17 protein-coding genes and 1 tRNA gene are annotated in these 13,827 nt (G+C 49.2%); 6 read left to right on the top strand and 12 right to left on the bottom strand.

Translation table 11 applies throughout. From position 1 onward, the window contains the following. Window positions 1-218: 218 nt before the first annotated feature. Window positions 219-380 (bottom strand): hypothetical protein, encoded by a 162-nt coding sequence (locus tag NQD60_RS06860; RefSeq protein ID WP_257100200.1) that lies wholly within the window; start codon window positions 378-380, stop codon window positions 219-221. A gap of 176 nt (window positions 381-556) precedes the next feature. On the opposite strand from NQD60_RS06860, the gene NQD60_RS06855 reads away from it, so the two are divergent. Both NQD60_RS06855 and tnpB read left to right on the top strand, forming a co-directional pair. Next, window positions 557-883 carry a hypothetical protein gene (locus tag NQD60_RS06855; protein WP_257100199.1) on the top strand — a complete coding sequence of 109 codons (327 nt, stop codon included), beginning with the start codon at window positions 557-559 and terminating at the stop codon, window positions 881-883. Next, a complete protein-coding gene (gene tnpB / locus NQD60_RS06850) occupies window positions 883-1,239 on the top strand; it encodes an IS66 family insertion sequence element accessory protein TnpB (RefSeq protein WP_257100198.1) in 357 nt (118 codons plus the stop codon). The genes NQD60_RS06855 and tnpB overlap by 1 nt, the downstream gene beginning before the upstream one ends. On the opposite strand, the gene NQD60_RS06845 is transcribed toward tnpB, so the two are convergent. The 3 genes from NQD60_RS06845 to terL form a co-directional block, all read right to left on the bottom strand. Next, complete coding sequence (locus tag NQD60_RS06845) at window positions 1,223-1,600, bottom strand: phage portal protein (RefSeq protein ID WP_257100197.1); 378 nt, start codon at window positions 1,598-1,600, stop codon at window positions 1,223-1,225. The two genes, tnpB and NQD60_RS06845, sit on opposite strands and share 17 nt — an antisense overlap. 308 nt (window positions 1,601-1,908) lie before the next feature. Then, window positions 1,909-2,583 (bottom strand): thiol:disulfide interchange protein DsbA/DsbL, encoded by a 675-nt coding sequence (locus NQD60_RS06840; RefSeq protein ID WP_257100196.1) that lies wholly within the window; start codon window positions 2,581-2,583, stop codon window positions 1,909-1,911. Window positions 2,584-2,974: 391 nt separating this feature from the next. Continuing rightward, complete coding sequence (gene terL, locus NQD60_RS06835; RefSeq protein WP_306438068.1) at window positions 2,975-3,658, bottom strand: phage terminase large subunit; 684 nt, start codon at window positions 3,656-3,658, stop codon at window positions 2,975-2,977. Window positions 3,659-3,860: 202 nt separating this feature from the next. Here terL and NQD60_RS06830 point away from each other — a divergent pair, with 202 nt between their 5' ends. Next, window positions 3,861-4,841: a tyrosine-type recombinase/integrase gene (locus NQD60_RS06830; protein ID WP_257100195.1), complete on the top strand. Its 981-nt coding sequence runs from the start codon at window positions 3,861-3,863 to the stop codon at window positions 4,839-4,841. A gap of 57 nt (window positions 4,842-4,898) precedes the next feature. Here the strand turns inward: NQD60_RS06830 and NQD60_RS06825 are convergent. The 8 genes from NQD60_RS06825 to NQD60_RS06790 form a co-directional block, all read right to left on the bottom strand. Beyond that, window positions 4,899-4,974, bottom strand: a tRNA-Lys gene (locus NQD60_RS06825). Window positions 4,975-5,034: 60 nt separating this feature from the next. Beyond that, on the bottom strand, window positions 5,035-5,811 hold the full coding sequence (gene ybgF, locus NQD60_RS06820) for a tol-pal system protein YbgF (protein WP_257100194.1): 777 nt from the start codon (window positions 5,809-5,811) through the stop codon (window positions 5,035-5,037). A gap of 9 nt (window positions 5,812-5,820) precedes the next feature. After that, window positions 5,821-6,339, bottom strand: coding sequence for a peptidoglycan-associated lipoprotein Pal (pal, locus tag NQD60_RS06815; protein WP_257100193.1), 519 nt, complete (start codon window positions 6,337-6,339; stop codon window positions 5,821-5,823). A gap of 75 nt (window positions 6,340-6,414) precedes the next feature. Beyond that, window positions 6,415-7,710 carry a Tol-Pal system beta propeller repeat protein TolB gene (gene tolB / locus NQD60_RS06810; RefSeq protein ID WP_257100192.1) on the bottom strand — a complete coding sequence of 432 codons (1,296 nt, stop codon included), beginning with the start codon at window positions 7,708-7,710 and terminating at the stop codon, window positions 6,415-6,417. Window positions 7,711-7,848: 138 nt separating this feature from the next. Further along, complete coding sequence (locus NQD60_RS06805; protein WP_257100191.1) at window positions 7,849-8,703, bottom strand: cell envelope integrity protein TolA; 855 nt, start codon at window positions 8,701-8,703, stop codon at window positions 7,849-7,851. Beyond that, the gene (tolR, locus tag NQD60_RS06800; protein ID WP_257100190.1) at window positions 8,700-9,140 is read right to left on the bottom strand and encodes a protein TolR; all 441 of its coding nucleotides are present in this window, start codon (window positions 9,138-9,140) and stop codon (window positions 8,700-8,702) included. Before tolR ends, NQD60_RS06805 begins: the two co-directional genes overlap by 4 nt. Before the next feature lie 42 nt (window positions 9,141-9,182). After that, window positions 9,183-9,863 (bottom strand): protein TolQ, encoded by a 681-nt coding sequence (gene tolQ, locus NQD60_RS06795; protein WP_257100189.1) that lies wholly within the window; start codon window positions 9,861-9,863, stop codon window positions 9,183-9,185. A gap of 50 nt (window positions 9,864-9,913) precedes the next feature. Next, the gene (locus tag NQD60_RS06790; RefSeq protein ID WP_257100188.1) at window positions 9,914-10,660 is read right to left on the bottom strand and encodes an SDR family oxidoreductase; all 747 of its coding nucleotides are present in this window, start codon (window positions 10,658-10,660) and stop codon (window positions 9,914-9,916) included. Window positions 10,661-10,944: 284 nt separating this feature from the next. On the opposite strand from NQD60_RS06790, the gene glyA reads away from it, so the two are divergent. The 3 genes from glyA to NQD60_RS06775 all read left to right on the top strand — a co-directional run bounded on the left by glyA (window position 10,945) and on the right by NQD60_RS06775 (window position 13,757). Further along, window positions 10,945-12,192 (top strand): serine hydroxymethyltransferase, encoded by a 1,248-nt coding sequence (gene glyA / locus NQD60_RS06785; protein ID WP_257100187.1) that lies wholly within the window; start codon window positions 10,945-10,947, stop codon window positions 12,190-12,192. 6 nt (window positions 12,193-12,198) lie between these two features. Next, on the top strand, window positions 12,199-12,681 hold the full coding sequence (nrdR, locus tag NQD60_RS06780; protein ID WP_257100186.1) for a transcriptional regulator NrdR: 483 nt from the start codon (window positions 12,199-12,201) through the stop codon (window positions 12,679-12,681). A gap of 107 nt (window positions 12,682-12,788) precedes the next feature. Next, the gene (locus tag NQD60_RS06775) at window positions 12,789-13,757 is read left to right on the top strand and encodes an NAD-dependent epimerase/dehydratase family protein (protein ID WP_257100185.1); all 969 of its coding nucleotides are present in this window, start codon (window positions 12,789-12,791) and stop codon (window positions 13,755-13,757) included. Window positions 13,758-13,827 lie beyond the last annotated feature (70 nt).

Genomic DNA, 13,827 nt, shown 5'->3' with positions numbered 1-13,827 from the left:
GAATTATGAACGTTTTTCTCAATAGAGTTATTTTTTGCTGCGCAGTAACCACTGCCGCTAAACTATCAGTGTAGGTATTTTTGTAGGCATCCAAATTAAAATGCCTTATATAGTTATATAAATACTGAATGTGTGGACTACGCCGGCTCCACCAATATTTCCTTTAAAATCAATGGATTATATTTTTTAGGATGCTGTTTTTTACCCCTGATTACCCCTCATTTCTGATCAGAAAGACAGCATTCCGACAGCATTTTTTTAGCAAAAAGCGCTGTAGCCTTTTCTCCGGCTTGCTGACCTGCTGACGGCGTCCAGCGACCATAGCGACGAGCGATCATTGTCCAATTTGGTTTGATACCGCCAAATGCCGCAGCAATCAATCACGATTCTCAGCCAGCCTAATCAAGTAAGACGCTTGAGACAGGCTAAACCTTGTCTACACTATGCCTAGCTTGCCAAGCTGCCAGTTGCATGGTAAGCACTCCACGATCCCCAGACTTGGAGCTTGAAGGATAAGACTTCATAGTAGCTCCGATCTAAGTCAAACGGAGTGAATATGAAATCGGTGAAGAAATACTGGGAGGAACATTTGTCGGCAGCCCAAAGTGAAGGATGTTCGTTGAGTGGGTATGCAAAGAAGCACGGGTTGTCGGTGAAACCCTTACATTATTGGCACAATAAATTGAATAAGCCAGTTGTTGAGAGGATCGAAACAAGCGAGGGGAGCAAATTCGTCAAGCTACGTGTGGCGCAGGCAGTTGGGGTGCAAGAGTCTCGGAGTTGCAGCCTGGTATTGCCTTCAGGGACGCGGCTAGAGTTATCGAGTCTGCCGGAGCTGGAATGGCTGGCAGCGCTTGGACGAGCGGCCCAAGGAGGAGATTGATGCATTCGGGCTGTGACATAGATCAGGTGTACCTGTGCCAGGAGCCGGTTGACTTTAGGAAAGCGATCAACGGCTTGAGTGCGCTGGTTGAGCAGGCGTTAGAGTTAAATCCGTTCGGCCGTGCGCTGTATGTGTTCATCAATCGGCAGCGTAACAAGCTCAAAGTATTGTACTGGCATCGCAATGGGTTTTGTTTATGGCTCAAGCGCTTAGAAGCGGAGAAATTTGCCTGGCCCAAGCCAGCGGATGGTGCCACGCAGACGGTGAGCTTGCAGGAATTTGAATGGCTGCTGGAAGGGTTCGATTTATGGCGAAATCAACCGCATAAAACGCTTTATTTTAAGACGGTTTCATAAGTGTCAACAGCGGATGTAAACTGATACACAGCGCCGAGCCGCCAAAGAGCCGTCCCCATTTGAGGTTGTTCGTTAACAGCGTAACCAGCTTAAAACGCTTTTCGGCGACCTCTAGTTTGTCTTTACTGCTTTCATCTTTGGTCTCGAGCGTCAGCCATTCCCGAGTCATATCCTCAGCAGGTGCATCCACGATTTTGCGGGCGAGCCAGTTTGAGCGGTACATTGTGATGAGCTCTTCGCGTCCAACGACCTTGCGCAATGCGTATTGGTTATACGCCATCTTGTCGCGGCCATCCATTAAGCCTGCAATCAAATTGGTCAGGCTATCCTGGGTGATTTGAGTCGTGGACTGGCTAGTCAAGGCAGGTGTAGCTTGCGCTACTATATTTTTATGCTTTTTTGATTAAATTTAACTTAAACAGTGAATTCGAGTAAAATGAGAACTGGGTGTTTGGTGTTTCGGCTTCATGCTTTCTCTCCTAAATCTACTCGAGATGCCGAGCATCCATCTTTATAGCTAACGCCAATAAAAAAAGCCCGCATTCTTAACTCAGAATTTACGGGCTTTTTCGAACGTTTTTTGCTTAAATTTTTTCTATTTATTCTTTTCTTTAACGATGTTCTTAATAAAGCATATGAATTAACGCACTGTAATCCAACTCAACACATTTACTGCGTTCCAAATGTTTCTGAGCGTGCTTTTGATACCAGAAAGTCCAGCACTTGGATTGTACCATCAAGACTTTGCGTCATTGCAGGAGATGTTTTGTACTGACCTTGAACTACGAGCGTAGGTACAGATTGGATACCATATTGGTTAACAAATTGATTGTCTCGTTGCACGTCAGCTGCGGTTTTCGATGCATTGTACGCCGATAAGAATTTCTGGCGATCAACACCCTGTTGCACAACAAAATCTGCTTGTGCTTGAGGCGTAAGAAGAGTATTTCTTTTGGCCTGTATCTCTTCAAAGACTTTAATCATCGTTTGGTCACCGTAACCTAATGTCTCCAATGCGTGATAAAGCCGTTGCTGTGGTGCAAAATTAGGGCTAAATGCTACCGGTACGCGCTTGAAAATAATATCAGGATTTTGACTTCTAACCCAAGTTGCCAACTTCGGTTCCAGTGCATAATCGTGCGGACTGGAATACCAGAAAAACTCTAATACTTCTATCTTACCTGCTGGTATATGAGACGGAGCAGAGTTGCTGACTATCTGATAATCTGCACCTGCTACAGGTACTGAGGGTGAAGCATAAGCACGCGTCATCGGAACCAAAAACGCACTGCCCATCACGATTGAGACAAATAACTGAGCGATAAGATAACGAAGAGTTTTCATAGTTTTCCCATAGAATTGGTTGAATTATGTATTTATGGATCTACTACGCTAATGAATATCAATTTTCATGCATTATTGCATCAAAGTTAATATCTTAAATAAGATGCGTGCACTAATTCATTAACGCTACTGCTAACAAATTACTTTCCTATAGCATCAAATGCTTTTCACTATTTAGCTAAGCTACTGAGCATTCAAAGGTTTATAGCACCTGATTATGTATAAGTCAAATCAACCTAGTATCTTTAATGAGACGAATCCCTAAATGTTCAAAACAAGGTGACTGAAAACAAATAAAAAATTCGACTGCAATAGGTATTTGGCACTCGGCATTTTCCTCTATGCACCTAGAGCTTCATAACCCCTGAGTGCTGACCACTCACTTTCCCATCTAAGTCCACCCCGACCAATCCGAATTTCTCGCCAGCAGATCCGTAATCGCATCGATCATGGGATCGATTTGGTCATCATGTGCGTGGGTGTTATTGGCCGTGAAGGCTTCGCACTCCGCAATAAAATCACTTAGCCAAGGCGTATTTTTAGGCAGCACAATACGTCCTGATTCAATGTAAGCCAGCACGCCCATGATGCGGGTGAGTCTATCGGTACCGCGAGGAATGCCTTTAACGGGGATATGGCCATCCGCTTGAATATCTTGAATCAGCCCTGTGCCGGAAGATTTATCCTCGACGAGCAGTTGAGCTAACGGTGCGCCGGTCTTATGGTCATAGGCCTTGTGACTATTCCAAAAGGCAATCGCACGACGCTTTAACTCGGGAGCAAGCCATTTGCCGCGGATTAAATCGAGCAAGTACAACCGATTGTCTTCTCCCAAGCCCCACAGTTCAAATACGCTGTAATCGTTGTGCTCAGCGGTCTTTTGCGCGGTATCGGCATACATTTTACGTAAGCGAATGCGGGGCGGTGTTTCATAATACGCAAACCATTCGCCTTTGATTAAATCGCCACCGAGTGCGCGAGGTTGCTGCTGGTACTGGCTGGTGAACACATAGCGATCCGCTTGTTCAAGCGCACATAAATCGCCTAGCGGCTCTTTGTAGGGCCAGTATGTCAAACAGCGTCAAAAAAATGTCGAAAAGCCAGTTCTTAGGTGGCTACCCGGGGTGTTGAGAGCCATATAAGATGGGCCGAAAACCAAGCCGTAATTTGAATTTGCCGCAGGGCTTGCGTGCTCGACACAGAAAATCGGGTACCTATTATTATCTTGACACAGGGAGTTTCCTCGTCGTGAGATTGCATTAGGTACCGATTATGCAATGGCGGTCAAAAAATGGGCGGAACTGACGATGAGTGATCAGGTTTGCCATAAGGAGCATATTACATTTAGATATGTTGCTGAACGTTATCAGCGTGAAATACTGCCTAAAAAAGCATTGCGGACGCAGAAAGATAACCTTAAAGAATTGGCTAAGTTGTATGAATTTTTCGATGTGCCGCCCGCGCCGTTGGACAATATTGAGCCACTCCATATTCGCCAATATTTGGACTGGCGCGTACAGGATGCTATTAATCGGCTTCGAGAAGAGGGAAGAGAGGTCAAAGGCGGTGAAGGGCGAGTCCGTGCGAACCGGGAAAAAGCGCTGTTTTCTCATATCTGGAATTTTGCGCGTGAGCGTGATCTTACAGAAAAACCTAATCCATGCGCTGGTGTGCGCAATTTTAAGGAAGCTGGCCGTGACACTTATGTTGACGATGCGACTTATCACGCTGTGTTTGAGGTGGCCGATGAAGCCACTCGCGATGCGATGGAACTGGCTTATTTAACGGGTCAACGCCCGGCAGATGTGCTCAAACTGGCACGGACTGATATTTGCGACGGAGCGATTAGGTTACAACAAAACAAAACGAATAAGCGGCTGCGTATTGCAATTGAAGGCCAATTGGCTCAATTGATTGGTCGGCTGCTGACTAAGAGAACGGCAAAGCCGGGCAAAGTACGGTCACTGGCACTGGTATGCAACGAAAAGGGGGAAGCATTGACTGCTCTAGCGTTGCGCTCTCGGTTTGACAAAGCACGTGAAAAAGCTGCGCAAGCTGCACGAGAACGAGGGCAGCATGATTTAGTTTCTGCTATTGAGGCGTTCCAATTCCGCGATTTACGAGCCAAAGCAGGCACGGATAAGGAAGAAAAAGAGGGTATGGCGGCGGCTAAAGATCAACTCGGATATTCTGACGAAAAGATGACTCAACGGTATGTCCGGCACCGCAGAGGTAAGCTGGTTACTCCGACCAAATAATTAGGAATTGCGGAACAAAATAGATAAGGCTTACATTGCTGTAAGCCTTATGGTACTTGGTAGGCCGTGCGGGGTTCGAACCTGCGACCAACGGATTAAAAGTCCGCTGCTCTACCAGCTGAGCTAACGACCCAAAGAAGGACGTGATTATATTGATGAATGCTAAAGTCTGTCAATCAAAATTTAATTTAATTTAATGTATTTGCGCTAGTTTGGTTTGCGCATTCTTAGCGGCCTCGCTCCTGCCGTATTGTGCGATCACTTGCCTTAGAGTTTTGCGCGATATGTTTTTTTGTCCTTGTTCGAGTTGATTTTGTGCAATTGAAAATAAAGCATCGGGCGCACGCGGATGGGTTGGATACTCTTTCACTACGCTTTGCAGCATCTCAGTTGAGCGTTTGTAATCACGGAGTGCATAAAAGGTATTGCCGAGCCAGTAGCGGGCGGTAGGTTGATAGGCGCTTTTTGGATATTTCCAGATGAACCCTTTGAATGCGTTGGCAGCACGAGCGAAGTCACCTTTTTGGAATAGCGCCAACGCGGCTTTGAAGGCGTCCGCCTCGCTAAGTTGCACGGCGCCTGGCATGCTATTGGCAGTTTGTTGCTGTTGCTGCGGCTCAAGTTTTTTTAAACGCCCGTCGAGATCAGTGTAAAAGTCTTTGTTGGATCTTTGTATATCAATCAACTGGTTGGCTAGCGTTTCGTTCTGGCCGCGCAGAGCGGCGACTTCTTGTTGCAGTTGTTCGAGTTGGTTTGCTTGGTTGAAGAGGGTACGTTGTGCGGCAGCTAACTGGTCAGTCAGGTTATCTGCGCGCGTACGTAAATCGAGCACAGCCCGGCGCGCTTCGTCGTCGTCAAATAGACCAGCCTGGGCGGGTGCGGCTGCGCTTAGTAGTAACGTACTCACTCCTATAGTAATGAGTACGCTGCGTAGCCTAGTGCAATTAAAGTAAGAAGATAGGCGGGTCATGATTGACATTTAGGGTTGGTAGACGAGATCTGCGCGACGATTTTGTGCCCAGGAGCTTTCATTATGTTCGGTGGCTTGGGGTTTTTCTTTGCCTAGGCTGACGGCTTCCATTTGAGTCTCTGCCACGCCCATCAAAGATAAGGTACGACGTACGGCTTCTGCGCGTTTTTGGCCAAGGGCAAGGTTATATTCGCTGGTGCCGCGCTCGTCGGTATTGCCTTGGATCAAAATACATTGCTGTGGATGGCTTTTAAGATAGTGTGCCTGTTGCTGCAGGAATGATTGGTATTCGCCATTAACGATGTAGCTATTAAATTCAAAATAAATACTACGCTTTGCAAGCGGGTTGTTTGGATCATTAAGCGGATCAACCGCAGTCAGCGTAGTGTCCGCCGGATTTGCTGGTGTGCCAAGTGCGTGGGCGCTATTCTCACTCCCCGTATTGGGGGCGAGCTTTATGCCTGATTGGCAGGCAGCGAGTGTACCGATGAGAAGGGTGGCAAAAACTAAGCGAAACTTTGACGTCATTTTTTCAACTCCTGAAGGTCTAGCAAAAAATATTTCGTGCTATGTTTTAGTTGGCTTGGATGGGTGTAGTGCCCTTTATTCCGTAAAAGGTCCCCAAGAGGGCTCGCGTATATTTCCATCTTTAATCGACAGGATTTGACGTGTACGGCCATCGGTAGAGACTGCAGCGAGTACGCCACGCTGCTCTACGCGAGTTGCATATAGAATATATTTACCGTTAGCCGAGAAGCTAGGGGATTCATCGAAGTCGGTGTCGGTTAGCGCAATCGCCTCACCCGTGCTGATTTCTTGTACATGAAGCTTGAGGGCACCGTTTACGCGCGAAATATACGCGAGTAGCTTGCCATCTGGACTCAGGCGCGGGCTAGTGTTTTCACTACCTTTGAAAGTAATGCGCTGGGCAGCGCCGGCAGTGGCTTCGCCTTGAACTGACATTCTGTAGATTTGCGGCGCGCCGCCGCGATCACTGGTGAAATAAATAGAGTGCCCATCGGCAGAAAAGCGTGGCTCGGTATCAATACTGCGGCTGTTTGAGAGGCGCCGTAAACCAGTGCCATTGGCGTGGATACTATAAATTTGCGTGTTGCCAGTGAGTGAAAGGGCAACGGCAAGCTGATTGCCATCGGGGGACCAGGCGGGCGCGCTATTACTTCCTTTTTGATTTGAAACCGCGGTACGTTGCTCTGAGAGCAAATCCTGTACATAGATAACGGGTTTTTTGTGCTCAAATGAGACATAAGCCACTTTAGTGCCATTGGGCGACCAAGCAGGCGAAATGATGGGCTCGGAGCTGGTCAGAACGGTACGTGCGTTTTGCCCGTCGGAGTCGGCGCGTTGTAGTTGATACTGGCCGCCAGTGTGTGCCACATAGGAGAGGCGGGTTGCAAAAATACCGCGCTCGCCAAGGAATTTCTGATAAATATAGTCGGCGATTTTGTGGGCGCTCAGGCGCAGCTCACTGGCTGGACTGATGAGCGCAAGCCCGCTGAGATCCTGCTGTTTGACTGTATCGTAGAGTCGAAAACGCACTTCATAATGACCATTTGCCAAATGAGTGACGCTGCCAGTCACCAGGGCATCGGCCCCTTTTGCTCGCCAGCTGCCTAAGTCAACTATGTTGGTTTCGGCAATCGGCGCCAGGCCTGCATGGATGTTTGAAAACCGACCGCTGCGCGCTAAATCGGCGCGAATAATTTCGCTAACTTGCTGGGATGCTGCGCTTTCATCGCGAAAAGCTGCGACGGCAATAGGTAAAAAGTTTGAGCCGACGCCAGTAATATCAATCTTAAGTTGCGCGTGGGCGGTAGCGGTCGTGACAAGCAAGCAGCCTGCTATCACTGCTCTGAGAATACGCTGGATGATTGAGTTCATAATGAATTTAGGTTTGTATTTCGTCTCAACTACAGGTCTATGGTAACAGGTAGCAAAATAGCATGGCAGTTAGCTTTGCGAAAGCGTTGCATGTTTGCATATAGGGCTCTGAGTTCGGTTAGAGGGACAAAACTTAGCTTAATCATTCAGGCGATACGTAAAAGTAAAATTAGACGGTGCTTTGCCATTGCTGTCGCGTGGCATAGGGTCTGATTTTTGGACTGCGCGCAAGACCGCATCGTCCCATGCGGGGTTACCGCTTGCATGTACGATTTGTGCGTTTAGGATCGACCCATCGGGGGCGCATTGAACGGCTACCACCGCTTGTGGGTTGCCATCGGTTGCATCTGCGTTGAAGGCCATATTCGATTTAACATGCCGTCGTACTTTATCGACATAGCCAGGCGAGCTGTGGCCGCCACTGCCGGCGTCTTTACCGGCACTGGTTAGCCCATAGGTAGACGAGCTGTGGCCCGCAATGCCTTGGAGTGCTGACAGGCGTGCTTGGCGTTGTTGCTTGGCCAATTCTTGAGCCTGTTGCTGAGCACGTAGCATTTTTTGTTGTTCGGCTAGCTGCTGCTTACGTTCTGCTTCTCGGGCTTTTTTTTCTTGAGCGGCCTGTTGTTGGCGTTCTTTTATCTTTTGGGCTTCTGGTTGTTGCTGAAGCTGGGTGAATTGCTGTTGCTGCGTTTCTAGCTTACGTTTGGCTTGTTGGAGGGCGATCTCGGCTTGCTCAGATTGGCTGGAAGAGGGGCTAGGCAGAGCCGACTCCGCTTTATCTGCAACTTCGGAGGGCGGCGCAGCGTCAGGCGTTGTTTCTGGCATTGAACTCCATAGCTCAGCCTCGACGCCCGCGGGCGGGTTACTTTGCCAGCTGATCCCGTAAAATAAGAGGGCAAATAATAAAGCGTGCGTTAGCACTGCAAACACCAGGGCGCGCCGGGTGCCGCACTCGCGCGGTGGGTGAAATGGAGATGGAGTGTCGTGTTTCATTTGGAAGCTTGAACGTATAAGCCAACGCGTTTGATACCCCAAGTTTTTAGATCGGACATGACGGTCATCACGGTCTGATATTGGGTATTTTTATCGGCTGCAATCACCACGGGTTGTTCGGGCACTAAGTGCTGCTGTTTTTGTAGGAAGGTATCCAACTCAGTCTTGGACAGAGTGTCTTCGTGCATCTTACCGCTACTTTTATAGAGTACGGATAGTTCTCCGTTGGCACGGATATTGACGATAATAGGTGGCGCATGAGGGGCGGGCGCAGCGTTGCCGACGCTTGGCAAATTGATGATTGAGGGCGCGACCAGGGGGGCTGTCACCATAAAGATGACAAGCAAGACGAGCATCACATCAATATAAGGCACGACATTAATCTCAGCCATGGCGCGGCGGCTACGCCTCGTAGATCGGATAGAAGTGGCGGGCATTGGGGCGTTCTCTTAAAAACAAGGGTATTTGCAAACCTAAGGCTAGGCGTGAGTGTGTCGTTGCAAAATATTTGAAAATTCTTCAATAAAAGTTTCAAAGCGCATCGATAGCCGGTCTATATCGTGCGCGTAGCGATTGTAGGCAACGACTGCTGGAATGGCCGCAAATAAACCAATCGCAGTGGCGACCAGTGCTTCGGCAATGCCGGGCGCAACGTTGGCGAGGCTGGCCTGCTGGACGTTGGCTAAGCCGCGAAATGAATTCATAATGCCCCACACCGTGCCAAGCAGGCCGATATACGGACTGACAGAACCTACTGAAGCTAAAAAAGAGAGATTGGCTTCTAGCGCATCCATTTCGCGCTGAAAAGCCGCGCGCATTGCACGCCGGGCGTTGTCTAGAATGGCGCTGGCGTCAGTCATATTTTTTTCTTTTGCTTTTAAGAATTCGCGCATGCCGGTTTCAAAAATCCGGGCCAGCGCGCCGGTGCTATGACGGTGCTCAACGGTACTATGATAGAGCACCTGCAAATCCCCTCCGGCCCAAAAATTATGTTCAAAACGCTCGGTTTGCGCGCGCGCGTTGCGTAAAGCAAACCATTTTCTGAAAATAAATGTCCATGACGTTAACGATAGCGCGAGCAGTAATGCCATAACGGCTTGCGCCAATACGCTCGCATGCAGAACGAGAGAAAAGATTGATAAATCTTGGGTGGCAGACATAATATAAAGCGCAAAGAGCAGGTGAGGTAAGCGTACGAATTGGGGGAGGGCTATTCCCGGTGCACCGTTAAGGCGCTAAATGATTGCGTAACGGGCATCAGTTCGATGGTGTTAACGTTAACATGCGCGGGACGGTTGGCGATCCAATAGATTGATTCGGCAATATCTTCTGCTGTTAACGGCTGTGCATTTTGATAGAGCGCGGCGGCTTTTTCATCATCGCCCCTAAAACGCACATTTGAAAACTCGGTACCGCCGCATAAGCCGGGTTGAATATCTGTCACGCGTAATGCGGTGCCGGCTAGGTCAGCGCGTAAATTGAGGCTGAAGTGCCGCACAAAAGCTTTGCTGGCGCCGTAGATATTACTGCCTGGATAGGCGTAATTGGCGGCAATTGAACTCACATTAATGATATGGCCGCGGTTACGTTCAACCATCCCAGGCAAAAAGGCATGGGTCATTCGTACCAGGCCATTGATATTCGTGTCTATGACGGTCTGCCAGTCATTCAGGTCAGCCTGTTGCGCCGGCGCCAAGCCGAGCGCTAGGCCGGCATTGTTGACGAGGACATCAACCTCGGCAAAGGCTGGGGGCAGTGAGCTAGGTAGGGCGGCGATGGCGTCATGGTCACGTACATCAAGCGTGATCGGCAGTAAGCGCTCGCCAACTTCATCGGCTAGCGCTTGTAAGCGGTCAGCCCGGCGGGCGGTTGCTATGATGCGATGGCCTGCACGCGCAAAGGTTTTCGCAATGGCCTGACCAAAGCCGGCGGAAGCGCCAGTAATGAGTACGATCATCTTATTGTGCACCTTATTGTATGATTGAGGTTTTCTCCGCTTGCTATGCAGATTGCTCTCTAGATGGGTAGAGCAAAGGCGGGGAGTGCTTTATATAGCGAGCATAGTATAGCGTTGAGTTTGCTTAGGGCAGGTTTTTGCTACTAAAGGAAAAGCCCTGCATAATTAAAGACTATCAAAAATTTTGTGTAAGATGATCAATTGATCCTCTCAAAACGTTTGCCCGCTTGTACTTCAAAGCGGTTTTTTCGATCCAGTTATCTTGACTCATTAAAGACATTTCCATGTTTGACAAAACGAAGTACACCATTGCAAGTATCGATCCTGAATTATGGCAGGCAATCCAACAAGAAGACCAGCGGCAAGAGGCGCATATTGAGCTGATTGCATCGGAAAACTATACCAGCCCGGCGGTGATGGCAGCGCAAGGGTCGCAATTGACGAATAAATATGCGGAAGGTTATCCGGGCAAGCGTTATTACGGCGGCTGCGAATATGTCGATAAGGTTGAGCAACTGGCGCTTGATCGGGTCAAAACGCTATTTGGCGCTGAGGCGGCAAATGTGCAACCTAATTCTGGCTCGCAGGCCAATCAGGGGGTGTTTTTTGCCATGTTAAAGCCGGGCGACACCATTATGGGGATGAGTTTGGCGCATGGCGGACACTTAACGCATGGTTCGCCTGTCAATATGTCGGGTAAATGGTTCAATGTGGTGAGTTATGGGTTAAATGATGCTGAAGATATCGACTATGAAGCAGCGGCCCAACTGGCTAAAAAACATTCTCCAAAATTAATCATTGCCGGCGCCTCAGCATTTTCATTGCATATTGATTTTGCCCGGCTGGCGAGTATCGCGAAGTCGGTCGGCGCTTATTTTATGGTGGACATGGCTCATTACGCCGGGTTGATTGCCGCAGGTCTTTACCCTAATCCAGTGCCGCATGCCGATTTTGTGACGACGACTACGCATAAGAGCTTGCGTGGTCCGCGCGGTGGTGTCATCTTGATGAAAGCCGAACACGAGAAAGCCATTAATTCGGCTATTTTTCCGGGCATTCAAGGTGGCCCGTTGATGCATGTGATTGGTGCTAAAGCGGTCGCGTTTCAGGAAGCACTGTTGCCAGAATTCAAGCAATATCAGCAGCAAGTGCTAGACAATGCACGCGTGCTGGCGGAAACACTCGTGAAACGAGGCTTGCGGATTGTTTCGGGGCGTACCGAAAGTCACGTGATGCTGGTTGACCTGCGTGCTAAGCACATTACGGGTAAGGTGGCCGAAGCTGCATTAGGTGAGGCGCATATCACGGTGAATAAAAATGCGATTCCTAATGACCCTGAAAAGCCCTTTGTGACAAGTGGTATCCGTCTAGGTTCTCCGGCCATGACAACGCGTGGTTTCAAAACTGCCGAAGCTGAGCAAGTGGGTCATTTGGTGGCCGATGTGTTGGATGCGCCTCATGATAGTGCCACGCTTGAACGGGTGCGGAGCCAGGTCGCCGCGTTGACCAAGCGCTTTCCAGTTTATCTTTAAGCCGCTATGCGCTGTCCTTTCTGCCAGCATGAAGATACCCAAGTGGCTGATTCCCGCGTGGCGGAGGATGGCGCTGTCATTCGCCGCCGCCGGCGCTGTCCTGAGTGCGATAAACGCTTTACAACTTATGAGCGAGTCGAGCTCACGTTGCCCACGGTGGTTAAAAAAGAGGGTAGCCGGGTCGAATTTGATCGCCATAAGTTGGCTGCGAGTATGCAACTGGCGCTGCGTAAACGCCCGGTCAGCGCAGAGGCGGTAGACGATGCCATTGCACGGATCGAATATCAATTGTTGAGTACAGGAGAGCGAGAAATCTATAGCGATAAGCTGGGTGAACTGGTCATGAATGAACTGCGCCAGCTCGATAAAATAGCCTATGTGCGTTTTGCATCAGTGTATCGGAGCTTTGAAGATATTGCTGAGTTTCAACAGGTTATTACAGAAATTAAGCAATTACCAACAACTGAGACGCTGCCCCGCAAGCGTTGACTTATATGCCTCTAAGTGTTGATTTATATGCTTCTATTACATGAGGCGTTTTAACATAATTTGGGCTTATACTCCATAATTTCCCCACCTTATTGCGCAATTAATAAATGAATGTTCTTGTCACTGGCGCTAACGGTTTTATTGGTCGTGCGGTGTGCCGCAGGCTTACAACTGAAGGGCATTCAGTCAATATGCTGGTGCGGCGCGCCAGTCTTGGCGGTAGCGTTTTGCCGGAGCTGGTGCATGAGGCAGCGGATTTTGCCGGTATAGAAAATACTTTGGCTGGCGCTGCACCGCCGCAGCTAGTGATTCACCTGGCCGCTCGTGTGCATTTGTTGCGCGATTCATCGTCAGCGCCGCTAGAGGCATTTCGTGCAACTAACGTTATCGGCACATTGCGGGTTGCACACGCTGCGGTGCGTGCTGGGGCTCGACGCTTTATCTTTGTGAGCAGTATCAAAGCACTAGGTGAGGTGGAACCTGGCAGACCATGGCGTGAAGAAGATACGCCCGCGCCAACGGATCCTTATGGCATTTCAAAATACGAAGCTGAAACGGCATTGATTGTACTGGGTCGTGAGACGGGGATGGAAATCGTGATTGTGCGCCCACCGTTGGTCTATGGTCCGGGTGTACGCGCTAATTTTCTGCAGCTTATGCGTGCGATTCACCATGGTTTTCCACTACCGTTAGGTAAGGCGCAAGCCCAGCGCAGTTTTATCTATGTGGAAAACCTGGCCGATGTTATTGCTCAGTGTGTCACACACCCAGCTGCGGCCGACCGGGTTTTTCATGTCAGCGATGGCGTTGACTTGTCCACCGCACAACTGGCGATGGCGCTTGGCCGTGCACTGGGCACGCCTGCTCGGCTATGGCGCGTGCCGTTGCCCTGGCTCGCTTGGCTTGGCTGTTTGACGGGCCGCACAATGCAGATCAATCGCTTGCTTCAGCCATTGAGACTTGATATCACGCAAGTGCGTACGGCCTTAAATTGGTCGCCGCCGTATGCCATTGAGGCAGGATTGTTGCGTACCGCAACTTGGCATCAAGAGTCTGCGGAGACCGTAGTAAAATGAATCAGAGTTGGCGCCGACAAAAATAAAAAGAGTGAACGGATGCCTAGCCAATTTTGCGTGATTTTATATG

Origin of the sequence: Mycoavidus sp. SF9855, from assembly GCF_024582735.1 — a bacterium.
Classification (GTDB): domain Bacteria; phylum Pseudomonadota; class Gammaproteobacteria; order Burkholderiales; family Burkholderiaceae; genus Mycoavidus.
Note: the sequence above shows the minus strand (reverse complement) of the source record. Positions and strands in the feature narration are given on the sequence as shown.

Bases quoted from the DNA above. Each gene is read 5' to 3' on its own strand.
- tolQ (WP_257100189.1), bottom strand. From the start codon at position 9,863: ATGTCTGCCACCCAAGATTTATCAATCTTTTCTCTCGTTCTGCATGCG.
- ybgF (WP_257100194.1), bottom strand. From the start codon at position 5,811: ATGACCCGCCTATCTTCTTACTTTAATTGCACTAGGCTACGCAGCGTA.
- pal (WP_257100193.1), bottom strand. From the start codon at position 6,339: ATGACGTCAAAGTTTCGCTTAGTTTTTGCCACCCTTCTCATCGGTACA.
- NQD60_RS06855 (WP_257100199.1), top strand. From the start codon at position 557: ATGAAATCGGTGAAGAAATACTGGGAGGAACATTTGTCGGCAGCCCAA.
- glyA (WP_257100187.1), top strand. From the start codon at position 10,945: ATGTTTGACAAAACGAAGTACACCATTGCAAGTATCGATCCTGAATTA.
- tolB (WP_257100192.1), bottom strand. From the start codon at position 7,710: ATGAACTCAATCATCCAGCGTATTCTCAGAGCAGTGATAGCAGGCTGC.
- NQD60_RS06805 (WP_257100191.1), bottom strand. From the start codon at position 8,703: ATGAAACACGACACTCCATCTCCATTTCACCCACCGCGCGAGTGCGGC.
- NQD60_RS06840 (WP_257100196.1), bottom strand. From the start codon at position 2,583: ATGAAAACTCTTCGTTATCTTATCGCTCAGTTATTTGTCTCAATCGTG.
- NQD60_RS06775 (WP_257100185.1), top strand. From the start codon at position 12,789: ATGAATGTTCTTGTCACTGGCGCTAACGGTTTTATTGGTCGTGCGGTG.
- tolR (WP_257100190.1), bottom strand. From the start codon at position 9,140: ATGCCCGCCACTTCTATCCGATCTACGAGGCGTAGCCGCCGCGCCATG.
- nrdR (WP_257100186.1), top strand. From the start codon at position 12,199: ATGCGCTGTCCTTTCTGCCAGCATGAAGATACCCAAGTGGCTGATTCC.
- tnpB (WP_257100198.1), top strand. From the start codon at position 883: ATGCATTCGGGCTGTGACATAGATCAGGTGTACCTGTGCCAGGAGCCG.
- NQD60_RS06830 (WP_257100195.1), top strand. From the start codon at position 3,861: ATGGCGGTCAAAAAATGGGCGGAACTGACGATGAGTGATCAGGTTTGC.
- NQD60_RS06790 (WP_257100188.1), bottom strand. From the start codon at position 10,660: ATGATCGTACTCATTACTGGCGCTTCCGCCGGCTTTGGTCAGGCCATT.